The 24551-nt window shown below is 71.3% G+C and carries 26 protein-coding genes; 18 read left to right on the forward strand and 8 right to left on the reverse strand.

Features of this window, described 5'->3' with window-relative positions; genetic code table 11:
- The first annotated feature begins 152 nt into the window (after positions 1–152).
- The 6 genes from argC to PV721_RS12260 all read left to right on the forward strand — a co-directional run bounded on the left by argC (position 153) and on the right by PV721_RS12260 (position 6011).
- Positions 153–1181: an N-acetyl-gamma-glutamyl-phosphate reductase gene (argC, locus tag PV721_RS12235; protein WP_319723253.1), complete on the forward strand. Its 1029-nt coding sequence runs from the start codon at positions 153–155 to the stop codon at positions 1179–1181.
- Positions 1178–2350 carry a bifunctional glutamate N-acetyltransferase/amino-acid acetyltransferase ArgJ gene (argJ, locus tag PV721_RS12240; protein WP_319723255.1) on the forward strand — a complete coding sequence of 391 codons (1173 nt, stop codon included), beginning with the start codon at positions 1178–1180 and terminating at the stop codon, positions 2348–2350. The genes argC and argJ overlap by 4 nt, the downstream gene beginning before the upstream one ends.
- Positions 2347–3303, forward strand: coding sequence for an acetylglutamate kinase (argB, locus tag PV721_RS12245; RefSeq protein WP_319723256.1), 957 nt, complete (start codon positions 2347–2349; stop codon positions 3301–3303). Before argJ ends, argB begins: the two co-directional genes overlap by 4 nt.
- Positions 3300–4505 carry an acetylornithine transaminase gene (locus PV721_RS12250; RefSeq protein ID WP_319723257.1) on the forward strand — a complete coding sequence of 402 codons (1206 nt, stop codon included), beginning with the start codon at positions 3300–3302 and terminating at the stop codon, positions 4503–4505. The genes argB and PV721_RS12250 overlap by 4 nt, the downstream gene beginning before the upstream one ends.
- A gap of 7 nt (positions 4506–4512) precedes the next feature.
- On the forward strand, positions 4513–5049 hold the full coding sequence (locus PV721_RS12255) for an arginine repressor (protein WP_319723258.1): 537 nt from the start codon (positions 4513–4515) through the stop codon (positions 5047–5049).
- Between the two features lie 65 nt (positions 5050–5114).
- A complete protein-coding gene (locus PV721_RS12260; protein WP_319723259.1) occupies positions 5115–6011 on the forward strand; it encodes a hypothetical protein in 897 nt (298 codons plus the stop codon).
- On the opposite strand, the gene PV721_RS12265 is transcribed toward PV721_RS12260, so the two are convergent.
- The 3 genes from PV721_RS12265 to PV721_RS12275 are packed head-to-tail and all read right to left on the reverse strand — an operon-like array spanning position 5998 to position 8756.
- Positions 5998–6684: a L,D-transpeptidase family protein gene (locus PV721_RS12265; protein ID WP_416371081.1), complete on the reverse strand. Its 687-nt coding sequence runs from the start codon at positions 6682–6684 to the stop codon at positions 5998–6000. The two genes, PV721_RS12260 and PV721_RS12265, sit on opposite strands and share 14 nt — an antisense overlap.
- A 6-nt stretch (positions 6685–6690) precedes the next feature.
- Positions 6691–7272, reverse strand: coding sequence for a pyridoxamine 5'-phosphate oxidase family protein (locus PV721_RS12270; protein WP_319723261.1), 582 nt, complete (start codon positions 7270–7272; stop codon positions 6691–6693).
- A 5-nt stretch (positions 7273–7277) separates the two neighbouring features.
- Positions 7278–8756 (reverse strand): hypothetical protein, encoded by a 1479-nt coding sequence (locus PV721_RS12275; RefSeq protein WP_319723263.1) that lies wholly within the window; start codon positions 8754–8756, stop codon positions 7278–7280.
- 184 nt (positions 8757–8940) lie between these two features.
- Here PV721_RS12275 and PV721_RS12280 point away from each other — a divergent pair, with 184 nt between their 5' ends.
- Positions 8941–10134 (forward strand): argininosuccinate synthase, encoded by a 1194-nt coding sequence (locus PV721_RS12280; RefSeq protein WP_319723264.1) that lies wholly within the window; start codon positions 8941–8943, stop codon positions 10132–10134.
- Between the two features lie 116 nt (positions 10135–10250).
- Positions 10251–11678, forward strand: a complete 1428-nt coding sequence (gene argH / locus PV721_RS12285) for an argininosuccinate lyase (RefSeq protein ID WP_319723266.1) — start codon at positions 10251–10253, stop codon at positions 11676–11678.
- Between the two features lie 54 nt (positions 11679–11732).
- Here argH and PV721_RS12290 read toward each other — a convergent pair whose 3' ends face one another.
- The gene (locus PV721_RS12290) at positions 11733–11909 is read right to left on the reverse strand and encodes a hypothetical protein (protein WP_319723268.1); all 177 of its coding nucleotides are present in this window, start codon (positions 11907–11909) and stop codon (positions 11733–11735) included.
- Positions 11910–11913: 4 nt separating this feature from the next.
- Positions 11914–12429, reverse strand: coding sequence for an HAD domain-containing protein (locus PV721_RS12295; protein WP_319723269.1), 516 nt, complete (start codon positions 12427–12429; stop codon positions 11914–11916).
- Positions 12430–12518: 89 nt separating this feature from the next.
- Between PV721_RS12295 and PV721_RS12300 the strand changes: the two genes are divergently transcribed.
- From PV721_RS12300 to PV721_RS12310, 3 genes are all read left to right on the forward strand, one after another.
- Positions 12519–13070 (forward strand): TetR/AcrR family transcriptional regulator, encoded by a 552-nt coding sequence (locus tag PV721_RS12300; RefSeq protein WP_319723271.1) that lies wholly within the window; start codon positions 12519–12521, stop codon positions 13068–13070.
- Positions 13067–14611, forward strand: a complete 1545-nt coding sequence (locus tag PV721_RS12305) for an MFS transporter (protein WP_319723273.1) — start codon at positions 13067–13069, stop codon at positions 14609–14611. Before PV721_RS12300 ends, PV721_RS12305 begins: the two co-directional genes overlap by 4 nt.
- Positions 14612–14680: 69 nt before the next feature.
- Positions 14681–16156, forward strand: a complete 1476-nt coding sequence (locus tag PV721_RS12310) for a membrane-associated oxidoreductase (protein ID WP_319723274.1) — start codon at positions 14681–14683, stop codon at positions 16154–16156.
- A 7-nt stretch (positions 16157–16163) separates the two neighbouring features.
- Here PV721_RS12310 and PV721_RS12315 read toward each other — a convergent pair whose 3' ends face one another.
- Positions 16164–16793: a lysophospholipid acyltransferase family protein gene (locus PV721_RS12315; protein ID WP_319723276.1), complete on the reverse strand. Its 630-nt coding sequence runs from the start codon at positions 16791–16793 to the stop codon at positions 16164–16166.
- A 330-nt stretch (positions 16794–17123) separates the two neighbouring features.
- On the opposite strand from PV721_RS12315, the gene PV721_RS12320 reads away from it, so the two are divergent.
- The 3 genes from PV721_RS12320 to PV721_RS12330 all read left to right on the forward strand — a co-directional run bounded on the left by PV721_RS12320 (position 17124) and on the right by PV721_RS12330 (position 19477).
- Positions 17124–18287, forward strand: coding sequence for a glycerophosphodiester phosphodiesterase (locus PV721_RS12320; protein ID WP_319723278.1), 1164 nt, complete (start codon positions 17124–17126; stop codon positions 18285–18287).
- Between the two features lie 73 nt (positions 18288–18360).
- On the forward strand, positions 18361–18933 hold the full coding sequence (locus tag PV721_RS12325; protein ID WP_319723280.1) for an RNA polymerase sigma factor: 573 nt from the start codon (positions 18361–18363) through the stop codon (positions 18931–18933).
- Positions 18934–18970: 37 nt separating this feature from the next.
- On the forward strand, positions 18971–19477 hold the full coding sequence (locus tag PV721_RS12330; protein ID WP_319723282.1) for a GNAT family N-acetyltransferase: 507 nt from the start codon (positions 18971–18973) through the stop codon (positions 19475–19477).
- Between the two features lie 40 nt (positions 19478–19517).
- Here the strand turns inward: PV721_RS12330 and PV721_RS12335 are convergent, their stop codons facing one another.
- The gene (locus tag PV721_RS12335) at positions 19518–19940 is read right to left on the reverse strand and encodes a hypothetical protein (RefSeq protein WP_319723284.1); all 423 of its coding nucleotides are present in this window, start codon (positions 19938–19940) and stop codon (positions 19518–19520) included.
- Positions 19933–20301 (reverse strand): hypothetical protein, encoded by a 369-nt coding sequence (locus tag PV721_RS12340; RefSeq protein WP_319723286.1) that lies wholly within the window; start codon positions 20299–20301, stop codon positions 19933–19935. Before PV721_RS12340 ends, PV721_RS12335 begins: the two co-directional genes overlap by 8 nt.
- A gap of 581 nt (positions 20302–20882) precedes the next feature.
- On the opposite strand from PV721_RS12340, the gene PV721_RS12345 reads away from it, so the two are divergent.
- From PV721_RS12345 to PV721_RS12360, 4 genes are all read left to right on the forward strand, one after another.
- Entirely contained in the window at positions 20883–21938 is a 1056-nt protein-coding gene (locus PV721_RS12345; RefSeq protein ID WP_319723295.1) for a methionine ABC transporter ATP-binding protein, read from the forward strand.
- Positions 21935–22603 carry a methionine ABC transporter permease gene (locus tag PV721_RS12350; protein ID WP_319723288.1) on the forward strand — a complete coding sequence of 223 codons (669 nt, stop codon included), beginning with the start codon at positions 21935–21937 and terminating at the stop codon, positions 22601–22603. The genes PV721_RS12345 and PV721_RS12350 overlap by 4 nt, the downstream gene beginning before the upstream one ends.
- A 111-nt stretch (positions 22604–22714) precedes the next feature.
- A complete protein-coding gene (locus PV721_RS12355; RefSeq protein WP_319723290.1) occupies positions 22715–23578 on the forward strand; it encodes a MetQ/NlpA family ABC transporter substrate-binding protein in 864 nt (287 codons plus the stop codon).
- Between the two features lie 240 nt (positions 23579–23818).
- Positions 23819–24508: a GNAT family N-acetyltransferase gene (locus PV721_RS12360; RefSeq protein WP_319723292.1), complete on the forward strand. Its 690-nt coding sequence runs from the start codon at positions 23819–23821 to the stop codon at positions 24506–24508.
- The last annotated feature ends 43 nt before the right edge of the window (positions 24509–24551 follow it).

Here is a 24551-nt window from a genome sequence, read left to right on the forward strand (position 1 = left end):
AATCGCCGCCGGAGCGGGGCCTTTCCTGCTAGACATCTTCTCTGGGGCGCCGCAGGCGCCGGATCCTCCCGTGCCTCCCTCCCGCCGAGATCCAGAACATTGCATAAACGTGCGGACATACGTATAGTCATGCCATCGATGAGGAGGGTCCGATGGTGGTACGTGTAGCGGTGGCCGGAGCGAGCGGGTACGCGGGCGGAGAAGTCCTGCGCCTCCTGCTCTCGCACCCCGAGGTGGAGATCGGCGCGCTGACCGCCAACTCCAACGCCGGACAGCTCCTTGGCTCCCTGCAGCCGCACCTCGTGCCGCTCGCCGGGCGCACCCTGGAGGCGACCACCCCCCAGGCCCTCGCCGGCCACGACGTCGTCTTCCTCGCGCTCCCGCACGGCCAGTCCGCCGCCGTCGCCGCCGAGCTCGGCGAGGACGTCCTCGTCGTCGACATGGGCGCCGACCACCGGCTCAAGGACTCCGCCGACTGGGACGCCTTCTACGGCGCCCCCCATGCCGGGACCTGGCCCTACGGGCTCCCCGAGCTGCCGGGCGGCCGCGCCGCGCTGGAGGGCGCCAAGCGCATCGCCGTCCCCGGCTGCTTCCCCACCGCCGTCTCCCTCGCGCTCTTCCCCGCCTACCAGGCGCAGCTCGCCGAGCCCGAGGCCGTGATCGTCGCCGCCACCGGAACCTCAGGCGCGGGCAAGGCCCTCAAGCCGCACCTGCTCGGCGCCGAGGTGATGGGATCGGTGACCCCGTACGGCGTCGGCGGCGGCCACCGGCACACCCCCGAGATGGTGCAGAACCTGAGCCCGCTCGCCGGGCAGCGCGTCTCCGTCTCCTTCACGCCGACCCTCGTGCCCATGGCGCGCGGCATCCTCGCCACCTGCTCGGCCAAGGCCCTCCCCGGCACCACCGCCGAGACGCTCCGCGCCGCCTACGAGAAGGCGTACGCCGACGAGCCCTTCGTCCACCTCCTGCCCGAGGGCCGGATGCCGTCCACCAAGTCAGTCCACGGTTCCAACGCCGTCCACGTCCAGGTCGCCTACGACGCGTCCGCCCAGCGGATCATCGCCGTCAGCGCCATCGACAACCTCACCAAGGGCACCGCCGGCGGCGCGGTGCAGAGCATGAACATCGCCCTCGGGCTCCCCGAGCAGCTCGGGCTTTCCACGATTGGAGTCGCGCCGTGAGCGTTACGGCTGCACAGGGATTCACGGCAGCGGGCATCGCCGCCGGGATCAAGGCCAACGGCAATCCGGACCTGGCCCTCGTGGTCAACAACGGGCCGCGTCTCGCCGCCGCGGGCGTCTTCACCTCCAACCGCGTCAAGGCCGCCCCCGTGCACTGGTCCGAGCAGGTCCTGCGGGGGGCCGCCGTCGGCGCGGTCGTCCTGAACTCCGGCGGCGCCAACGCCTGCACCGGCCCCAAGGGCTTCCAGGACACCCACGCCACCGCCGAGAAGGTGGCCGACGTCCTGAACGGGCTCGGTTGCGGCGCGGAGTTCAACGCCGGGGAGGTCGCCGTCGCGTCCACCGGCCTGATCGGCGTCCTGCTCCCCATGGACAAGCTGCTCCCGGGCATCGAGACCGCGGCCGCCGCCCTGTCCGAGGACGGCGGCGAGGCCGCGGCCATCGCCATCAAGACCACCGACACCGTGCACAAGACGGCCGCCGTCTCCCAGGGAGGCTGGACCGTCGGCGGCATGGCCAAGGGCGCGGGCATGCTCGCCCCGGGCCTGGCCACCATGCTCGTCGTCCTCACCACCGACGCCGATCTGGACAGCGCCACCCTCGACGAGGCGCTGCGCGCCGCCACCCGCACCACCTTCGACCGGGTCGACTCCGACGGCTGCATGTCCACCAACGACACGGTGCTGCTGCTCGCCTCCGGCGCGTCCGGCCAGGTGCCGGTGTACGAGGAGTTCGCGGAGGCCGTGCGCACGGTCTGCGACGACCTGGCCCGCCAGCTGATCGGCGACGCCGAGGGAGCCAGCAAGGACATCCGCATCGAGGTCATCGGCGCGGCCAGCGAGGACGACGCGGTCGAGGTCGGCCGGTCCATCGCCCGGAACAACCTGCTCAAGTGCGCCATCCACGGCGAGGACCCGAACTGGGGCCGGGTGCTCTCCGCGATCGGCACCACCAAGGCCGCCTTCGACCCGGACCGCCTGGGCGTCGCCATCAACGGCGTGTGGGTCTGCAAGAACGGCTCGGTCGGCGAGGACCGCGACCTGGTGTCGATGAAGGACCGCGAGGTCCGCATCACCGCCGACCTGTCCACCGGCAGCGAGTCGGCCGTCATCTGGGCCAACGACCTGACCGCCGACTACGTCCACGAGAACAGCGCCTACTCCTCATGAGCGACGAGAAGGCCGGCCAGCCCGGCACCTCCGGCGGCACCGCCCGCAAGCACACCGCCCTGCCCAAGGCGCAGATCCTCATCGAGGCCCTGCCCTGGCTCACCCGCCACAACGGCAAGATCGTCGTCATCAAGTTCGGCGGCAACGCCATGATCGACGAGGACCTCAAGGCCGCCTTCGCCCAGGACGTGGTCTTCCTGCGCCAGGCCGGCCTCAAGCCGGTCGTCGTGCACGGCGGCGGCCCCCAGATCAACGCCCAGCTCGACAAGCAGGGCCTGGTCAGCGAGTTCAAGGCCGGCCTGCGCGTCACGACGCCGGAGGCCATGGACGTCGTACGGATGGTCCTGGCGGGCCAGGTCCAGCGCGAGCTGGTCGGACTGCTCAACCAGCACGGGCCGCTCGCCGTCGGCATGACCGGCGAGGACGCGCACACCATCACCGCGACCAAGCACACCCCGCAGGTCGGCGGCGAGGCCGTCGACATCGGGCGGGTCGGCGAGATCACCGCCATCGACACCGGCGCGATCGAGGCGCTGCTGTCGGACGGCCGGATCCCGGTCATCTCCTCCATCGCGCGCAGCGCCGACGACCACCACGTCTACAACGTCAACGCCGACACGGCGGCCGCGGCACTCGCGGCCTCGCTGGGCGCCGAGACGCTGATGGTCCTCACCGACGTCGAGGGGCTGTACGCGGACTGGCCGCACAGCGACGAGGTCATCAGCCGGCTCACCGTCAGCGAGCTGGAGAAGCTGCTGCCCGAGCTGTCCAGCGGCATGGTGCCCAAGATGGAGGGGTGCCTGCACGCCGTGCGCAACGGCGTGAACACCGCCCGCGTGCTCGACGGGCGGGTCCAGCACTCGATCCTGCTGGAGATCTTCACGGACTCGGGCATCGGCACGATGGTCGTGCCCGACCCACAGCCCGGACAACAGCCAGGGGGAGCGGAATGACGAAGGGCACCGGCAACCAGGAATACGGCGCGCGCTGGCAGGGTGCGCTGACCAACAACTACGGAACCCCCGCGGTCGCCCTCGTGCGCGGCGAGGGCGCCCAGGTGTGGGACGCCGACGGCAAGCAGTACACCGACTTCGTCGGCGGCATCGCCGTCAACGCCCTCGGCCACGCCCACCCGGCGATCGTGGCGGCCGTGACCGAGCAGATCTCCACCCTCGGCCACGTCTCCAACCTCTTCATCTCCGAGCCGGTCGTCGCGCTCGGCGAGCGGCTGCTGCAGCTCTTCGGGCGCCCCGGCAAGGTCTTCTTCTGCAACTCCGGAGCCGAGTCGATCGAAGCCGCCTTCAAGATCGGCCGGCTGACCGGGCGGACCCACATGGTCGCCACCGACGGCGGCTTCCACGGCCGCACCATGGGCGCCCTCGCCCTCACCGGCCAGCCGAAGAAGCAGGCCCCTTTCCTGCCGCTGCCGGGTGACGTCACGCACGTCCTGTTCGGCGACGTGGAGGCCCTGCGGGCCGCCGTCACCGAGGACACCGCGCTCGTCGTCATCGAGCCGATCCAGGGCGAGAACGGCGTGGTCGTGCCCCCGGCCGGGTACCTGACGGCCGCGCGCGAGATCACCCGCGCCACCGGCACCCTGCTCGTCCTCGACGAGGTCCAGACCGGCATCGGCCGGTGCGGCCAGTGGTTCGAGCACCAGGCCCACGAGGACGTCGAGCCCGACATCGTCACCCTCGCCAAGGGGCTGGGCGGCGGTCTGCCGATCGGTGCGGTGGCCCTCTTCGGGGCCGCGGCCGACCTGTTCCAGCCCGGCCAGCACGGCACCACCTTCGGCGGGAACCCGGTCGCCTGCGCCGCCGGCCTCGCCGTGATCGACACCATCGACTCCGAGGGCCTGCTCGACCAGGTCAAGGCCAGGAGCGAGCGGCTGCGCGCCGGGATCGAGGCCTCGGGGCACTCGCTGGTCTCCCACGTCCGGGGCGCCGGCCTGCTGCTGGGTATCGTGCTGACCGAGCCGCTCGCACCCCAGGTGCAGCAGGCGGCTCAGGATGCCGGATTCCTGGTCAACGCGCCCGCCCCCGACGTCGTACGGCTCATGCCCCCGTACGTACTCACCGAGGCCGAGGCGGACGCGTTCCTCCGGGCCCTGCCCGGCATCCTCGACGCAGCCCACGGGGACGGATCCGGAGAATGAGACGACGATGAGCCAGCCGCAGGACAACGAACAAGGCGGACAGGCCGTCCCGCAGACCCGCACCGCGCGCCACCGCCGGATCGTGGACATCCTCAACCGGCAGCCGGTCCGCTCCCAGAGCCAGCTGGCCAAGCTGCTCGCCGACGACGGGCTGAGCGTCACCCAGGCGACGCTCTCCCGCGACCTCGACGAGCTGGGCGCGGTGAAGATCCGCAACACCGGTGGCGAGCTGATCTACGCGGTGCCCAGCGAGGGCGGGTTCCGCACCCCGCAGGCCCCGCTGGGCGAGTCTGCGAAGGAGGAGCGCATGCGGCGCCTCTCCGGGGAGTTGCTGATCTCGGCGGAGGCCTCCGCGAACCTCGTGGTCCTGCGCACCCCGCCGGGTGCGGCCCAGTTCCTCGCCTCGGCGATCGACCAGGCCGAACTCCGCGCGATCCTCGGCACGATCGCAGGCGACGACACCCTGATGCTGATCAGCCGCGACCCGTCGGGCGGCCAGGCCCTCGCCGATCACCTCCTGCGGCTGGCGCAGAAGGAGAGCTGAGCGGAGAAGTCGCGGGCGCCGGAAATCCGGTGCCGGCCCGGGTCCCGCCGACATAGCCTCGGGGCGTGCTCCAACTCGTCCTCGCCCTGTCGGTGTCCGTCGTGACCGTCGCCGTGTACGGGCCCATCGGCCTGCGGTGGCGGCGCCGGGCCCGGATCCGGCGCGAGATCCTCCGGCTCGTCGCCGCCCTCGACATCGAGCCGTACCACGCCGCCCTGCTGCGCAACCAGGCGACCGAGGCGGCGGCCGCCGAACTCGTCCTCGGCGGGTGCCTGCGGATCGACGGGGAAGGAGCCGCGTTCCTGACCGAGGCGGGCCGCGACCCGGCCCGGACGCCCGCTCACCCGCTGCCCGCCGCCCTGCTGGAAGCCGTACGCCGGCACGATCCCGAGCCCGTGTCGATCGGCTGGATCGACTGGTGCGACGAGGAATACGCGAAGCGGCGCAGTGCGTACGGGAGCGAACGCGACGGCCTGCTGCCCGATCTCCCGCGGATGCCGGACGGCGAGGGGAACCGGCTGCTGGCCTGCTGCGGCTGCGTGGGCATCGTCCTGGTGATGTTCTTCTGGTGCCTGGCGGGCGTGCTGCTGCTGGCCGAGCGCCCGCACGGCGTACGGGAATGGGCCTGCGCCACGGTGGCCGCCCTCGGCCTGGCGGCGCTGGTGTTCGCCGAAAGAGCCGGCAAGGAGGTCCGGGCCCGGACGGAGTGCGGCGACCCGCTCGGGGACCGGATCCGCGCCCAGCCGCACCCGGCCCTCGCGGCCCTGGACGAAGAGCAACGGCGCGACCTGGTACGGAGCATCGGTCACCGCGACAGGTGGCGCGGCGTCGACCAGGTCGATGACGCGGACGACGACGAGGACGACGAGTGGCTGGACGACAAGGTCTGGTGGGAGGACGCGTACGAGTACCGGGCCACCGACGAGGACGAGCCCGAGGCCGAGGGGCCTAGTACCGGGTGACGGCGAGCGGCCCGTCCTCCGTGCCGATCGCGATGTGCGGGCGTCGGCGAGGGTCCGCCCAGCGCAGGATCGCCCGCATGGCCCGCTCGGGCACGGACACGCAACCGGCCGTCGCGCCCTTGCCGTTGACGTGCAGGAAGATCCCGGCGCCCCGGCCGCGCACGGGCCGCTCGTAGTTGAAGGCGATGAGCAGTGCGTGCGCGTACTGCTTCTCGTACGTCACCAGGTGCTCGGCCTCGCCCGGCGCGCAGTCCGCGGGCAGCGGCTCCACCCAGCGGTTGTACTGCGCGGACGCGTTGTCCTGGCACCACCAGGAGTCGCCCCGCACCCGCCGGTAGCCGAACTCCGTGCCGGCCGGCGCCCGCCGGATCCCGAAGGCGTACGGGAGTTCGTACAGCCCCGTCGGCGTGGTGCTGGTCCCCTGGGTACGGGTCGTGCCCTCGGTGAGGCCGTTCGACCCGAACCGGGCGGGCGCGCTCCCGGCCTCGTGCCAGCCCCCGGACCACCGGTCCCACCAGGTCAGCCGGCCGCTGGTGGATCCGGGTGCGGGCGCGACGGCGATGATCAACTGGCTGCCGCCGCCGGTGTCGGCGAGCCGGGACGGCAGGGGCGCGGGACCCTGCGGGAGCAGGCTGGTGACGATCAGCGAGCCGGTGACGAGAGCGGTACGCAGCACATGTCAGACGCTACGGGGCGGAAGGGGCAGAGGCAGCGCAGGCAGGCCGTCGACGCTCGATCCGATGAACTCCTTCTTCTCGCAGTACGCCGCGAACTCCTCGTCCGTCTTGCGGCCGAAGTACTCCGCGTGGAGGGTGCGCTCGCCCTGGTACTCCATGAGCGGCACGGCGTATCCGCAGACGTCGGCGATCCGGCGGGCGTGCACGAGGACGATGGCCCGCGCGGCGGGTCCGTCGGCCTCGCCGAACAGGGCGACCAGCCCGGCCCAGCGCGGGTCGTCGCGGAAGACCGCCTCGCCCTCGCCGTGGATGCGCACGATGTTCGGCGGGCCGCTGAACGCGCACCACATGAGGGTGATCCGGCCGTTCTCGCGGACGTGCGCGATGGTCTCGGCGCCGCTCCCGCCGAAGTCCAGGTAGGCGAGCGTCTGTTCGTCGATGACCACGAGGGTCCCGGCACGGCCCTTGGGGGACAGGTTGACGTGACCGTCACCCGCGAGGGGTGCGGTCGCGGTGAAGAAGACCGGCTGCTCTTCGATGAACTTGCGCAGGCGGGCGTCTATTCGTTCGTGGAGTTTTCCCATGATGATCAGTATCCGTCCACCGCGGTGGTGCGGGGGATTCCGAGCTGTGAGCGCATCCGCTGCAGGACGTAGTCGCTGAACACTCCGGTGCAGCGGTCCAGCAGGGCGCCGACCTCCGGATCGCGGATCGGAAGGGCGGGCGGCCGGCAGGGGGACCACAGGCTCCCGAGGCGTTGCCTGGCGAGCACGCGCAACCCCGCGTCCTCGTCCGACAGCAGGTCCACGGAGGCCCGCAGCCCGACCACACCACCGCGCGCGAACAGCAGCCGGTAGGCGGCCCGGCGGGTGTGCAGCGGCCGCTCGGGCGCGACGCGGGCCAGCAGCCAGTCGGCGGGCAGCTGCCCGGCCGAGGCCCGCAGGCTCACCGAGGCTTCCCGGGCCACGCCCGGCGAGGGGTCGTCCAGCAGCGGCCGCAGCAGCGCGAGGTCGGTGACGTCCAGGAGGCGCAGCCCCGCGACGGCCGCCGCCCGGACCGCCCCCGCGGGGTGCTCCAGCAGGGCGCGCAGCAGCGGGGCGTCCTCGCGCCGGGCGCATTCGGCGAAGCCGGTCACGGCGTACGGGGTCAGGCGCACGGGGTCGGCCAGCCGCTCGCGGCAGGAGGCATACGGGTCGCCGCCGTCCTGGCGGACCAGCCAGCGGGCGCAGGCCCGGACGATCCCGGAGCGGTCGGCGAGGTGGCCGGCGGCCTCGGCGGCCCGCCCGGCCCGGCGCAGGGCGGTGACCCCGGCGGAGCGGACCATCGGGGTGTGGGCGCCGATCAGCGTGTCGATCGCCTCGTCGTCCGGTCCGTCGGCGGCCATGGCCGCCAGCGCGCCGTCCGTCCACAGCTGGGCCGCGGCCGGGTCGTGCTCGCCGGCGGCCAGCCGGGCCAGCTCCCGAAGGCCGAGCAGCCCGGCTTCGAGGGTCAGCCGGGCGGCGTACCGCCGGGTCGGCAGGTCGGCGCTGCCACGCAGCTCGCCGAGGAACCCGGCGCTGTCGCCCAGCACGGCCCGCGACGGACCCCGCTCCCACCAGGACGTGTCCACGGCCACCGGCTCGCCGCGCAGCACGGCCCGGAACAGCTCCAGCGCCCACGCGCCCTGCTCGCGCCGGCCCAGCCGCAGCACGATGGGGGTCAGCCGGCGCAGCGTGGCCGCGGGGTCGCCGGCCAGGGCCGTGACGAGCAGCCGCCGGGCCTGCTTCCGTACGGCCGGTACCCAGTCCGCGCACCGGATCGCGATGAGTTCGGGCACCGGCTCCGGCTCGCGCAGCGCCGCCTCGCGGACCCGGCCGTCGGGATGGCACAGCCGCACGGCCGCCGCCGCCCCGCTGCCGGGCGTCACGTACGACCAGCGGTGGATCCGCCGGACCTGGTGGTCGAAATCGATCCACTCGGCCGCCGCGCCTTCGGGCAGCGGGAAGCCGGTCTCGTCCGGCGCCGTGCCCGTCAGCCGCTGCGCGCAGGCGCGCCCCGCCCGTTTTCCGCCGTGTGATCCGGTGCCCATGCGTCCCCCTCGTGCTCGTTGCCGCTGATCGTAGGCAACCGGGCTGCCGACTCGCCTCCCATATATCCGCAGGTCAGGCTGGATGGTGGGCGCCAGTCGCGGCGCGCCGCCCGACTCGATTGACGAAACATACGGAGTAGTGCATAGTTATGCCTGTCGTTGAATGCACCGTAAGGAGAAACCCGTGACCGAGCGCGTCGTACTCGCCTACTCGGGCGGCCTGGACACCTCCGTCGCCATCGGCTGGATCGCCGAGGAGACGGGCGCCGAGGTCATCGCCGTTGCCGTGGACGTCGGCCAGGGCGGCGAGGACCTGGACGTCATCCGCAAGCGCGCGCTCGACTGCGGTGCGGTCGAGGCCGAGGTCGCCGACGCCTCCGACGAGTTCGCCAACGAGTACTGCCTCCCGGCGATCAAGGCGAACGCCCTCTACATGGACCGGTACCCGCTGGTCTCGGCGCTCTCCCGGCCGGCCATCGTCAAGCACCTGGTCGCCGCCGCCAAGAAGCACGGCGCCACGACCGTCGCCCACGGCTGCACCGGCAAGGGCAACGACCAGGTCCGCTTCGAGGCGGGCATCGTCGCCCTCGCCCCGGACCTCAAGTGCATCGCCCCGGTCCGTGACTACGCGATGACCCGCGACAAGGCGATCGCCTTCTGCGAGGAGAAGCAGCTCCCGATCGCGACCACCAAGAAGTCCCCGTACTCCATCGACCAGAACGTCTTCGGGCGCGCCGTCGAGACGGGCTTCCTGGAGGACATCTGGAACGCCCCGATCGAGGACATCTACGAGTACACCTCGAACCCGGCCCTGCCGCGCGAGGCCGACGAGGTCGTGATCTCCTTCAAGGAGGGCGTCCCGGTCGCCATCGACGGCAAGCCCGTCACCGTGCTCCAGGCGATCCAGCAGCTCAACGACCGCGCCGGCGCCCAGGGCATCGGCCGGATCGACATCGTCGAGGACCGTCTCGTGGGCATCAAGTCCCGTGAGGTGTACGAGGCCCCGGGTGCGATCGCGCTGATCACCGCCCACCAGGAGCTGGAGAACGTCACCGTCGAGCGCGAGCTGGCCCGCTACAAGCGGCAGGTCGAGCAGCGCTGGGGCGAGATGGTCTACGACGGCCTGTGGTTCTCCCCGCTCAAGCGGGCCCTGGACGGCTTCATCAACGAGGCCAACCAGCACGTCACCGGTGACATCCGGATGACGCTGCACGGCGGCCGCGCCGTCGTCACCGGCCGGAAGTCGGAAGAGTCGCTGTACGACTTCAACCTCGCGACCTACGACTCGGGCGACACCTTCGACCAGTCCAAGGCCCAGGGCTTCATCGAGATCTTCGGCCTCTCCTCGAAGATCGCGGCGCGGCGCGACCTCGCCTGACCGATCAGCAGTACGTGACCGCCTCCCCGTTTCCTCCGCGGCGGGGAGGCGGTTTCACATCCGAAAAGCATGCCGTACAGGCCGTACAGGCCATGCAGTCCTGAGGAGCAGTAGCTGTGAGCAGCAACAAGGGTGACGTCCGGCTCTGGGGCGGCCGGTTCGCCGACGGTCCCGCCGAGGCCCTCGCGAAGCTGTCCGCGTCGGTCCACTTCGACTGGCGCCTCGCGCCCTACGACATCGCCGGCTCGCGCGCCCACGCCCGCGTGCTCCACAAGGCGGGCCTGCTCACGGCCGAAGAGCTCGACCGCATGATCGCCGGACTGGACCGGCTGGAGGCCGACGTGGCCGACGGCTCCTTCACCGGCACCATCGCCGACGAGGACGTGCACACGGCCCTGGAGCGCGGCCTGCTGGAGCGGCTCGGCGCCGACCTCGGCGGCAAGCTGCGCGCCGGCCGCTCCCGCAACGACCAGGTGGCCACCCTCTTCCGCATGTACCTGCGCGACCACGCCCGGACCATCGGCGGTCTGCTCGCGGACCTCCAGGACGCGCTGGTCGGGCTCGCCGAGAGCCACGCGGACGTGGCGATGCCGGGCCGGACCCACCTCCAGCACGCGCAGCCGGTGCTCTTCGCCCACCACATGCTGGCCCACGTGCAGTCCCTGTCCCGGGACGCGGAGCGGCTGCGGCAGTGGGACACCCGGACCGCGGTCTCCCCCTACGGATCGGGCGCCCTCGCCGGTTCCTCGCTGGGCCTGGACCCGGAGGCGGTCGCCGCCGACCTGGGCTTCGAGCGGGGCTCGGTCGGCAACTCCATCGACGGCACGGCCTCGCGCGACTTCGTCGCCGAGTTCGCCTTCGTCACCGCGATGATCGGGATCAACCTGTCCCGGATCGCGGAGGAGATCATCATCTGGAACACGAAGGAGTTCTCCTTCGTGACGCTGCACGACGCCTTCTCCACCGGCTCGTCGATCATGCCGCAGAAGAAGAACCCGGACATCGCGGAGCTGGCGCGCGGTAAGTCGGGCCGCCTCATCGGCAACCTGACCGGTCTGCTCGCCACGCTCAAGGCGCTGCCCCTGGCGTACAACCGGGACCTGCAGGAGGACAAGGAGCCGGTCTTCGACTCCTGCGACACCCTCGAGGTCCTGCTGCCGGCCTTCACCGGCATGATGGCCACCCTCACGGTCAACCGGGAGCGGATGGAGGAGCTCGCCCCGGCGGGCTTCTCGCTCGCCACCGACATCGCGGAGTGGCTGGTCAAGCAGGGCGTGCCGTTCCGGGTGGCGCACGAGGTGGCCGGCGAGTGCGTCAAGGAGTGCGAGGCGCTCGGCATCGAGCTGGACGAGCTCACGGACGAGCAGTTCGCGAAGATCTCGGAGCACCTGACCCCCGAGGTCCGGACCGTCCTCGACGTCAAGGGCGCCCTCGCCTCGCGCAGCGGCCGCGGCGGCACCGCCCCGTCGGCGGTCGCGGTCCAGCTGACCGAGCTGAAGGCCGACCTGGTCATCCAGCACGCCTGGGCGGTCCACAAGCAGTAGTCCCGAGCGTGGCCGGGGGCGGGGGAGCGGACGGGCTCCCCCGCCCCTTCGGCGTTACGGGCAGACGACGCTGATCGCGTACGGCCGGTCGCTGTCGGCGGCCGCGGTGCCGCCCGCGGACGGGGTGGCGGTGCGGATGAAGAGGGTGTTCCCGTTCACCTGGCCGACCAGGATGGAGGCGTGGCCCGTTGACCGCTGCACATCGTCGGGGCGAACGCGAATAGTAGTCATCGAATCACAGCGAGTCCGCCCAGTTCGCCAGGGTGTGGAAGTCCTGCCCGGTCAGGCCGATCTGCTCGTCGATCCGCAGGAGCAGCGCGTGCGCCGGGTGGTGGTGGTCGACGTACTCGTGGTCCATGGCCCCGATGTCGTCGTCGATCCAGGCGAAGGGCCGGCCGCCCGCGTACTCCAAGACGTACTGGGTCTTCCAGAAGGTGCCGCGCGGTGCGCGGCCGTGCATCGACGGCCAGTCGATGAAGGGGAGCCGGGGCAGGCCGAGGCGGGGGCCGATCCAGTCGTTCGCCTCGTCCTTCCAGGTGGTGGCCCACACCAGTTCGTACGCGTCCGCCAGCGCCAGCAGTTCCTCCCCGTGGGCGGGATTCAGCCAGACCCGCAAGGGCTTCGCGCTCTCCGCCTCCCTCCAGCCCGTCGGCCGCATCCGATGGGTGGTGTAGCCCTCGGGGCGGCGCTGGGCCTTGGCCGCGTAGGGGTTCAGTGGTCCGTCGACGTCGATCAGCAGCAGTGGCTTCATCGGCTCAGATTCCCTTCCGGCTGCCCGTGTAGCAGCCCATTTTTCTCGAAAATGAGACATTGACGTCTCATTCGGGGTATGCTTGTCTCATGGCCATGGATCGTGACCAGGTGCTCCGCGACGCCGCCGCCCTGCTCTCCCGCAAATCGACCGCCACGATGGACGAGGTCGCCCGCGCCGCAGGAATCGGACGCGCGACCCTCCACCGTCACTTCGCCGGGCGGGACGCCCTCGTACGGGCCCTCGAAGAACTCGGCATCCGGGAGTTCGAGGTGGCTTTCGACAACGCCCGCCTCGACGAGGGCACGGCCGTGGAGGCACTCAGACGCCTGGTCGCGGAGGCCGAGCCCAACGCCGAACTGCTGGCCTTCCTCGTGACCGAGAACCAGCTGTTCGAAGGCGAAGAGATCCACGAGGGATGGGCCCGGCTCGACGCCCGCGTCACCGCCCTGTTCCGGCGCGGCCAGGAAGAGGGCGACATCCGGATCGACCTGAGCCCGGCCTGGCTCACCGAGGCCCTCTACGGCCTCATCGGCAGCTGCGCCTGGGCCGTCATGGACGGGCGGGTCGCCGCCAAGGACTTTCAGTACATGATCATCGAGCTGCTGCTCGGTGGCGCCAGACGGAGCGTGGAGAAATGAGCCGTACCGAACAGCTGAGCAGGCAGACGGGGACGGAGGGGAAGAGCAAGGGGCGCTGGCTCGCGCTCTCCGTGCTCGTCCTGGCCGTGCTGCTGGTCGCGGTGGACGCCACCGTACTCGGCCTCGCCACCCCCTCCCTCAGCGAGGACCTCAAGCCGTCCGGCACCCAGCTGCTGTGGATAGGCGACATCTACTCCTTCGTCATCGCCGGACTCCTGGTGTCGATGGGCAGCCTCGGCGACCGCATCGGCCGCAAGAAGCTGCTCCTCGTCGGCGCCACCGCATTCGGTGCCGTCTCGGTCCTCAACGCCTACGCGACCAGCCCCGAGATGATGATCGTCGCCCGGGCCCTGCTCGGCGTGGCGGGCGCGACCCTGATGCCCTCCACCCTCGCGCTGATCCGCAACATCTTCCACGACCCCAAGGAGCGCAGCCTCGCGATCGGCATCTGGGGCGCCACCGCCTCGGCCGGCGCGGCCGTCGGCCCGGTCGTCGGCGGAGCCCTGCTCCAGCACTTCTGGTGGGGCTCGGTCTTCCTCATCAACCTGCCCGTGATGATCGCCCTGGTCCTCGTCGGCATCAAGCTGCTGCCCGAGTCCAAGAACCCGGTCGCCGGGCCCTGGGACCTGGTCAGCGTCGGCCTCTCCCTGGTCGGCGTCATCGCCGTGGTCTACGCCGTCAAGGAAGTCGCCACCCACGGCCTGACCTGGGAGGTCGTCGCCACCGCAGGGCTCGGCGCGGGCGCCCTGTACGCCTTCGTCCGCCGCCAGTTCACCCTGCCGTCCCCGCTGCTCGACATGCGCCTCTTCAAGCACCGCGGCTTCTCCGGCGCGGTCCTCGCCGACCTGCTCACCGTCTTCGGCCTCTCCGGACTGGTCTTCTTCCTCTCACAGTTCCTCCAGCTCGTCCAGGGCCGCGGTCCGCTGGAGGCCGGCCTCGCCGAACTGCCCGCCGCCCTCGGCGCGGTGGTCACCGGCCTCATCGCGGGCAACTACGCCCGCAAGTACTCCGTACGGTCCATCGTGGCCGGCGGCCTCGGCGCCATCGGCCTGGCCCTGGCCGTCCTGACCGTGATCCACAAGGAGACCGGCTACCCGCTGCTCGGCGTGGCCCTGCTCGTCGTCGGCCTCGGCGCCGGCTTCTCCTTCACCGTCACCGCCGACGTGATCCTCTCCAGCGTGCCCAAGGAACAGGCCGGTTCGGCCTCCGCCGTCTCCGAGACCGCGTACGAACTCGGCGCCGCCCTCGGCATCGCCCTGCTCGGCTCCATCGTCACCGGCGTCTACCAGGGCTTCACCGCCCCGGCCGCCGCCACCGGGCCGGTGGCCGACGCCGCGCACGAATCCCTGGGCGGGGCGGTCGAAGCCGCCAAGTCACTGGACCCGGCCACCGCCACGCAGATGGTGGGCGCTGCCCAGGAGGCTTTCGTCGACGGCCTGCGCCTCGCCTCCGGCGTCGGTGCGGCCGTGCTGCTGGCCACCGCCGCGGCCGCCTGGTTCCTCCTGAAGGGCCAGCGGCTCCAGGACGGCATCGAGCACTGACGTCCCGCCAGGGGGTGCTGTCCCGAACGGAGTTGACAGTCCGTCGAACCGCGGGACACCATCCCGGCGATGGAGATCAACGACCTGACCCCGGCCGAGCGCCGCATCTGGGACGCCTTCCCGCGCGGTGAGGGCGTCGACTTCCGCGAGCACCCCGACGACAGCTCCGTGGACGGGGCCGGCTGGGGGCCGCAGCGCACTGTCCGGGCCGAGGTCCTGCGGGCCCTGCTGCTGGGCGCCGGCCGCGCCGAGCCGGGCCAGGTCGCCGGGCTGAAGGTCAAGGGCGCGAGGATCGTCGGCAAGCTCGACCTGCGCTACGCGGTCATCGACCACGCGGTCCGGCTGCGTGACTGCTGGTTCGAGCGCAAGCCCCTGCTGTACGGGGCCCAGCTGCCGGCCCTGGTGCTCGGCTACTCCACCCTGCCCGGCCTGACCGCCGGCACGGTCCGCGTCGACCTGGTGTTCCGCCTCAACTGCTGCCGCATCACCGGACCCGTCAGGATGGCGGGCGCGAGGATAGCCGGCGGCCTCTTCCTCCAGGGTGCCGTGATCGGCCCGCTCACCGGCGAAGAGGCCGACGAACCCCCGCTCCAGCTCAACCACGCCGAGATCGGCACCGACATCATCGCCTCCGACCTGGTCGTGCACGGCCAGCTGCGGCTCAACGGCTCCACCGTCGGCGGTCAGATCAACCTCGACGGTGCCCGCCTCCTGGCCCCCGGCGGGACCGCCCTGCACGCCGAGACCGTGACCGTCGGCACCGACCTGCGGGCCAAGGGCATGCGCGCCGAGGGCAGGGTCACCTTCACCGGATCCCGCATCCCCGGGCAGCTCAACCTCGCCCACGCCCAGCTCGTCAACCCCGGCGGCGTGGCCCTGAGGGCCAGCAGCTGCACGGCGGGCGAGGTCTGGCTGCGGGGCTGCGACACCGTCCAGGGCACGGTCAACCTGCGCCGCTCCCAGTTCGACCTGCTGCACATAGAGCCGGAGACCTGGCCGGACACGCTTCTGCTCGCGGGGCTCAGCTACCGGGCGCTGAGCCCGCACCTCCCGGCCGAGGAGCGGCTGCCCGCCCTGGAGCGCGAGGAGTCCGGCTACCTCCCGTACGCCTACGAACAGCTCGCCGCGGCCTACCGTACGGCGGGGGACGAGGCGGGCGCCCGCACGGTGCTGCTCGCCAAGGTGCGCCGGCACCGGCGCACCCTGCCCCGGCACGCCCGGCTCTGGGGGCTGCTCCAGGACGGCACCGTCGGCTACGGCTTCCGGCCGCTGCGGGCCACGGGCTGGCTGCTGGCGCTCCTGCTGACCGGGACGATCGCCTACGGGCTGGCGCCGCCCCGGCCGCTGAAGACGGGGGAGGCCCCCGACTTCAACGCGGTCTTCTACACGATCGACCTGATGCTGCCGATCATCGGCTTCGGGCAGGAGTCCGCCTACGCGCCGAGCGGCTGGTACCAGTGGCTCTCGTACCTGCTGATCGTGACCGGATGGATCCTCGCCACCACCACGGCGGCGGGCGTCAGCCGGTCACTGAGGCGTCAGTAGGAACGGACTACGCGGCCTTCGCCTTCGTCGCGTACATGTCTACGTACTCCTGGCCCGAGAGCCGCATGACCTCGGCCATCACCGAGTCGGTGACGGCGCGCAGCACGTAGCGGTCGCGGTCCATGCCCTCGTAGCGGGAGAACTCCATCGGCTCGCCGAAGCGGACGGTGACGCGGCCCGGGCGCGGCATGCCGGCGCCTCCGGGCTGGAGCTTGTCGGTGCCGATCATGGCGAACGGGACCACGGGGGCACCGGTCATCAGGGTCAGGCGGGCGATGCCGGTGCGGCCGCGGTAGAGCCGCCCGTCGGGGGAGCGGGTGCCCTCGGGGTAGATGCCGAAGATCTTGCCCTCTTCGAGGATCCGGCGGCCGGTCATCAGGGCCGCGACCCCGCCGTTGGCCCCGTCACGGTCGACGGGGATCATGCCGGCCCCGGTGAAGAACCAGGCCATGGCGCGCCCCTTGATGCCCTTGCCCGTCACGTACTCGTCCTTGCCGATGAAGTGGACCGTACGGTCGCAGACCAGCGGAAGGATCATGGAGTCGATGAAGGTGAGGTGGTTGCCCGCCAGGATCACCGGTCCGTCGCCGGGGATGTTCTCGACGCCCTCCACGCGGGTGCGGAACATCATGCGCATGACCGGTCCGACAGTGGCTTTGATGAGGCGCGTACGGAACAACGTGGGCCCTCCGGCATCGAAAAGCGGGGTTCTCGCACTCACCACACGGCGGTGGTGCAGGTGAGGACGATACTCGCGGGTCAGGTCCGAGCGCACATCGGGTTCACGTGTCGGATACGCAGTGTTGACACACGTTTCCGCCAAGTTCCCCGGATGTGCCGTCGCCGCACCCCCTGCGGCCACCCCTCTTTGCCTACCATCGGCACGCCGATCAGGGCCGCCGAAATGCCGGGACATCGGAGATCCCCGGCACGCGGCAGCCCTTCGCGACGACGAGGAGTGGCACTCATGACACAGGGTGGGGCAGCGCGGCGCACGGTCCTGGGGGCGGCCGTCCTGGCGGCCGGGGGCGGCATCACCGGGCTCGCGGCGGGACCGGCGTCCGCCACGAGCGGCGGGCACGGCGACGGAGGCCACCGGGACCTCCCGCACCCGACGGTCATCGGCCACCGCGGGGCCAGCGGCTACCGGCCGGAGCACACGCTCGGCTCCTACCAGCTGGCACTCGACCTGGGCGCCGACGTCGTGGAGCAGGATCTCGTCCCGACGAAGGACGGGCACCTGGTGTGCCGCCACGAGAACGAGATCGGCGGCACCACCGACGTCGCCGACCACCCCGCGTTCGCCGCCCGGCGCACCACCAAGTCCGTCGACGGGGTCTCCGTCACCGGCTGGTTCACCGAAGACTTCACCCTCGCCGAGCTGAAGACCCTGCGCGCGAAGGAACGCATCCCCGCCGTCCGACAGCGCAACACGCTCTACGACGGCCAGTGGGCCGTGCCCACCTTCGAAGAGGTGCTGCGCTGGGCCGACCGCGAGGGCAAGCGGCGCGGCAAGAGGGTCTGGCTGCACGTCGAGACCAAGCACCCGAGCTACTTCCGGGGCCTCGGCCTCGGCCTGGAGGAGCCCCTCGCCAGGCTGCTGCGCCGCTACGGGCGCGACGGCCGCGGCGCCGCCCTCTTCCTCCAGTCCTTCGAGCCCTCCAGCATCCAGCGGCTCTCCCGGCTGGTCTCCGCGCCCCGCGTGGTGCTGCTCTCCGCGGCGCACACGCGTCCCTGGGACTTCGAACAGGCCGAGGACCCGCGGACGGTCGCCGACCTGGTCAAGCCCGAGGGACTGAAGTGGATCGCCGGCTTCGCCCAGGGCATCGGCCCGACCATGGACCTGATCCTCCCGCGCACGGCGGACGGCAGGCTCGGAGCGCCGACCACCCTGGTGAAGGACGCCCACGCCCGCGGGCTGGTGCTGCACCCCTATACCGCCCGCAACGAGAACAGCTTCCTGCCGGCCGAGTACCGCAAGGGCACGGATCCGGCGGCCTACGGCGAGGCCCTCGCCGCCTTCCGGACGTACTTCGAACAGGGCATCGACGGAATCTTCACCGACAATCCGGACACCGGACTGCTGGCGGCCGAGGCCTTCCGCCTGGGCCGACGCCCCGTCAACGACTGAGCGCACCTTCCCGTACGAGTGGGCCGGGCCCGGCGGGGAAACCGCCGGGCCCGGCCCACTCGTCCCGCCCGGCATGGACCTGCTGAAGGCTGACCTCTTTGAGAAGCTCGGCCCGCTGCTCTCCGCGGAGGCGGCCGCGGAGGCCGCGGGCACCGGAGTCGACGCGGCCGACCTGGAACAAGCCGTCTGGGTCAGGCTGCTGGAGAGCGGCCGGCGCGCCCCCGATCCCGCCGAGCCGGCGGAACCGGCGCGCTGGCTGCGCCGGGCGGTACGCGCGGAGGCCCGCCTGGCCCGTCGCCGGGCCCGCCGGGAGATCCCGTACGACGGCCCGCCGGCCGGCGAGAGCGCGGGTGGTGAACCGGCCGCCGGACGCGAACCGGCCGCGGGGGCCGAACCGGAAGACGCCCTTCTGCACGGGGAGGTGAACCGCGCACTCCGATCGGCGGTCGCCCGGTTGCCCGGACGCTGTCCCGAGCTGATGAAGGCATTTCTTTCGCCCAGAGACCTCACTTACCGTGAAATCGCAGGAGAGTTGGGTATCTCACAAGGAAGTTTGGGGCCCGTCCGTTCCCGTTGCCTGGGATGTCTGCGCAGAATGCTGGCTGCAGAGGTTGCGGCTCCTGGCCTTCGGGGAAAGGAGCGGTAGACCAACGGGCTACCAGGTGAGCTGGAGGCATGCGCACATGGGCATGAGCGTGACCATTTCGGCGGCGGCTGCCGAGGACGCTGAGCAGATCTTCAAACTGCAGTACCTGGCCTTCCAGCGCGAGGCCGAGCTGTACGGCAACTACCTCATCCAGCCGCTCACCCAGTCCCTGGACTCCCTCAAGGGAGAGCTGGCGGCGGACACGGTCCTGGTTGCCCGGCTCGGCGACGAGATCGTCGGCACCGTCCGCGGCAGCGTGGACGAGGACGGCACCGGCAAGATCGCCAAGCTGTGCGTCCACCCGCGCCTGCAGGGCCACGGACTCGGCGCGCGCCTGCTGCGCGCGGTCGAGGAGGCCCTCGCGAGCCCCGGCACCACCACGCGCTTCCGCCTGCACACCGGGCACAAGAGCGAGTCGAACCTGCGCCTCTACCGCAAGGCCGGCTACGTCAAGGTCGGCGGCCGCACGGCCTCCGACGGGGTCCAGCTGGTGATCCTGGAGAAGGAGGCCAAGGACCCGACCGACTTCACGGTCAGCGCGTAGCCGTCCGGCGCCGGCCGCCCGCTCCTCGGCGCCCGTTCGCTCAGCGCTTCGTGCGCAGCCAGAGCATCCCGGTGATCGGCAGGATCACCGGGATGAACAGGTACCCCATCCCGAAGGCCGACCACACGGTCGTGTCGGGGAAGGCGTCGCGGTCCACGAGGGTCCAGGTGCCCACCGCCAGTACGCCGGCCAGCTCGGCGGCGCAGCAGGCCAGCGCCGCCTTGCGGGCCCTCTCCCCGCCGCGCACCAGCGAGTACGTGATGAAGGCGTAGGCCAGCGCCGCCACGGCGGACAGCGAGTACGCGAGCGGCGCCTTGCCGAACTCGGTGGAGATCTGGAAGGCGGAGCGTGAGACCGCGCCCACCACCATCACGCCGTAGAGCCACACCAGCAGCAGCCCGGGCCCGGAGACCAGCCGCTTGCGCCCGGCGGGAGTGGCGGTCGTCGTCTCAGCGTCAGGCACCGGCGGTTCCCCAGATGTCGTAGAGCCGTACTTCGAGGACGGCCAGGACGACCGCGCCGGCGGCGACCGTCACCGATCCCCACTTGGTCCGCTCGGTCAGCGAGAGCATGCCCGCCGCCGGCACCGCGGCGAACGCACCCAGCAGGTACGACACGAAGATCACCGTGCCCTCGTCGGGCTTCTCGCCCTGGCCCAGCTTGACCAGGCCGATCACCAGCTGGGCCAGGACCAGCACCGTCACGACGGCCATGCCGATGAAGTGCCAGTCCTTGGTCGGCTGGTCCCGCCATGCGGCGTGGCCGCACCAGGCGGCGAGGGCGAGTGCGGCCACGCCTATGGCGACCGTCAGGGCGTCGAGCATGCAGCGAGGGTATTACGGGCCGAAAGACCCGATGCGCGCGCCCCTTCCGGCCGGCCCCGCGCTCCGGTGACCGCGGCTGGTGCGCGGACCGTGGTCTTGACCACAAAGGACCCCCTCCTGCAGGGCTCCGGACCAGTACGGCCGCATGGGGGCGTGGGTCGCGTCGGCGCAGGTCAGGGGCGAGAGCGCGGCAAGCGGTACGCAGGGATGCTGTCCGGTATGCGGGCGGAATACGTCCGCTATGCGGACGTCGTTGATCGGTCAGGGGAGAGGTCTGCTTTACTTGGGCCCATGACCACGACGAGCAGCCGCATCCTTGCGACCGAGGCGACGATGACGCCCGGTGCTCGTTGTATGTGTCGAATGTGCGCCTTCTGAGGGCCCCTTCCTGAGCCTCGCGCCCCGAAGCGAGACCAGCCGCGCCAGTGCGTCACCCGCTGATGAACAGCACGGCTCACTCCTGCCCCGCGCATGCGACCAAGCCATCGTTTTCTGACGGTTCGTCCCGTATCGCGTCCCCAGATGTTTGCCCCGTGCCCGGCACCCCGCTGCGCCGTGCACTCGACAGCGACGGAAATCCTGTGATCACCACATCGGGCCTCACGAAGGTCTACCAGTCCCGTGGCCGCGAGGTCACCGCCCTGGACGGCGTCGATCTCCACGTCCGTGAGGGCGAGGTGTACGGAGTCATCGGCCAGAGCGGCGCCGGCAAATCCTCCCTGATCCGCTGCGTGAACCTGCTGGAGCGCCCCACCACCGGCACCGTGAGCGTCGACGGACTCGACCTCACCGCGCTCGCCGGCCGCGGCCGCCGCGCCGGCAAGGAGCTCCGCGAGGCCCGCAGCCGCATCGGCATGGTCTTCCAGCACTTCAACCTGCTGTCCTCGCGCACCGTCCAGGCCAACGTCGAACTGCCCCTGGAGATCCTCGGCGTCTCCGGCCGCGAGCGCTCCCGCAAGGCACTCGAACTCCTCGACCTGGTCGGCCTCGCCGACAAGGCCAAGGCCTACCCCACCCAGCTCTCCGGCGGCCAGAAGCAGCGCGTCGGCATCGCCCGCGCCCTGGCCGGCGACCCCAAGGTGCTGCTCTCCGACGAGGCCACCAGCGCCCTGGACCCCGAGACCACCCGCTCCATCCTCAAGCTGCTGCGCGACCTCAACCAGCAGCTCGGCCTCACCGTCCTGCTCATCACGCACGAGATGGACGTGGTCAAGACCGTCTGCGACTCGGCCGCCCTGATGAAGAACGGCCGCATCGTCGAGTCCGGCACCGTCGCCGAACTGCTCGCCACCCCCGGCTCCGAGCTGGCGGGCGAGCTCTTCCCGGTCACCGGCGCGGCCACCGGCCCCGACCGCACCGTCGTCGACGTCACCTTCCACGGCGAGGCCGCCGCCCAGCCGGTCATCTCGCAGCTCTCGCGCACGTACAACATCGACATCTCGATCCTCGGCGCCGCGATGGACACCGTCGCAGGCCGGCTGATCGGCCGCATGCGCATCGAACTGCCCGGCCGCTACGAGGACAACGTCGTGCCGGTGGGCTTCCTGCGCGAGCAGGGCCTGCAGGTCGACGTGATCGACGAGGCCGACGAGATCGACGACGAACTGGCCGCGCTGGTCAAGGATGGTGCGAAGTGACCTGGTCCGAAATGCAGCCCCTGCTCACCCAGGGCACCTACGACACCCTCTACATGGTGCTGTGGTCCACCCTGGTGACCGTGCTCGGCGGACTGCCCATCGGCATCCTGCTGGTGCTCACCGACAAGGGCGGCCTGCTGCAGAACCAGCCGCTCAACAAGGTCCTCGGCGTGATCGTGAACATAGGCCGCTCGCTGCCGTTCATCATCCTGCTGATCTTCCTGATCCCGGTCACCACCGCGGTCGTCGGCACCTTCATCGGCCCCACCGCCATGATCGTCCCGCTGGCCATCGGCGCCGTCCCCTTCTTCGCCCGGCTCGTCGAGACCGCCGTCCGCGAGGTGGACCACGGCCTGATCGAGGCCGTCGAGTCCATGGGCGGCGGCATCCCCACCCTCGTCGGCAAAGTGCTCCTGCCCCAGGCCCTGCCCTCGCTGGTCGCCGGCGTCACCACCACCGTCATCACCCTCGTCGGCTACTCCGCCATGGCCGGCGCCGTCGGCGGCGAAGGACTCGGCTCCAAGGCCATCACGTACGGCTTCCAGCGCTTCGAGACCGGCTTCATGGTCGCCACCGTCGCGGTCCTGATCGTCCTCGTCACGGTGATCCAGCTGGTCGGCGACGGCGTGGTCCGCCTCCTGGCCCGCCGCGGCCGCACCGCCTGACCGGCCCACGGGCCGCCCCCCCGCTTTCCCACCCCACAGAGCCCGCACTTGTCGTGCTTGGGCCACCACCAGCAAGTCCTCGGTACTTGTTCAGCAAGAAAGGCACTCTTCGTGCGTAAGAACATCAAGCTCACCGCCCTCGCCGCCACGGCCACCGCGCTCGCCCTCGGCCTCACCGCCTGCGGCAGCTCCTCGGACCCGTCCTCCAGCAAGGCCGACGGCGGCAAGACCGACGAGAGCAAGCCGCTCGTCATCGCGGCCTCCCCGAGCCCGCACGCCGACATACTGAACTTCGTCAAGGACAACCTCGCGGCGAAGGAAGGCCTCAAGCTCGACGTCAAGGAGTTCACGGACTACGTCCTGCCGAACACCGCCACCGAGCAGGGCCAGGTCGCCGGCAACTTCTTCCAGCACAAGCCGTACCTCGACGACTTCAACAAGAAGAACAACACGCACATCGTGCCCGTCGTGAACGTGCACCTGGAGCCCCTCGGCCTCTACTCCAAGAAGGTCAAGGCGATAGCCGACATCAAGGCCGGCCAGACCATCGCCGTCCCCAACGACACCACCAACGAGGGCCGCGCGCTCCAGCTGCTCGCCGCGAACAACCTGATCACCCTCAAGGAGGGTGTCGGCACCAGCGCCAAGCTGTCCGACATCACCGACAAGAAGGGCCTGGAGTTCAAGGAGCTGGAGGCCGCCACGGTCCCGCGCGCCCTGAACGACGTGGACGCCGCCGTCATCAACGGCAACTACGCCATCGAGGCCAAGCTGTCGCCCGCCAAGGACGCGCTGATCCTGGAGAAGGCCGAGGGCAACCCCTACGCCAACTTCCTCGCGGTCAAGGAAGGCAGCCAGAACGACCCGCGGATCCAGAAGCTCGCCAAGCTGCTGAACTCCGACGAGGTCAAGAAGTTCATCGAAGAGAAGTACCAGGGCTCGGTCATCCCGGCCTTCGGCACCCCGGCCTCCTGACCCGGCGGGCCGGCCCGCCCCCGGGCGCGGCCCCGCAGTCAGGAATCTCGGCCCCGCACGCCCCTGACGGCGCGCGGGGCCGAGCTCTGCCCGCTTCCGGGCAACCCGGCCCTGCACATCCCCCGGTCGATGCTGCATGCTGTGGCCTACGACCCGTGGAGGCGGCGCCGCACGGACGGTCCCTCACCACGGTCGCAACGCACCACGGTCGCACCACGTTTCTCAGGCATGGAGCTGCGCATGACTACCACCTTCCCGGACGTCACCATCAGCACGGACCGGCTGGTGCTGCGCCCCTTCGAGGAAGAGGACGTCACCGCGCTCACCGAGATGATGAACGACGAGTACGTCACCGCCTGGACCACCGTGGCGCACCCCTACACCCACGCCGACGCACACGGCTGGGCCACCCGCGACTCCCACGCCGAGCGCACCGAGGGCCGCGGCATCGTCTTCGCCGTCACCGAGTTCCTCACCCAGCGCCTCGTCGGCATCGTCCACCTCCAGAACACCAACTGGCGCACCCGCGCCACCGAGGTCGGTTACGTCACCGCCCCCTGGGCCCGCGGCGAGGGCTACGCCAGCGAGTCCGTCCTGGCCGTCGCCCAATGGCTCTTCCGCGACCAGGGGTTCGAGCGCCTCGAACTGCGCACCGCCGCCGACAACACCGCCTCCCAGCAGGTGGCCCAGAAGATCGGCTGCATCAGCGAAGGCGTCCTCCGCAACGCGTGGATAGTGCGCACGCAGACGCCCGACGGAGGCTGGAGCGACACCCGCACCGACCTCATCGTCTGGAGCCTCGTCCCCGAGGACCTCGACGAAGGCGACGGCTACGACGGCTACGACTCCTACGACGGATACGCGGGCAGCACCGCCTTCGGGCAGCGGGCGGACGCGCACGGCCGCGCCGTCGGCGCCGACTGGAACTGAACCGATGACCGGGTAGTCTCACCGTGCCCGCCCCCGACGAAGC

It is taken from the genome of Streptomyces sp. MB09-01 (genome assembly GCF_033794505.1).
GTDB lineage: Bacteria > Actinomycetota > Actinomycetes > Streptomycetales > Streptomycetaceae > Streptomyces.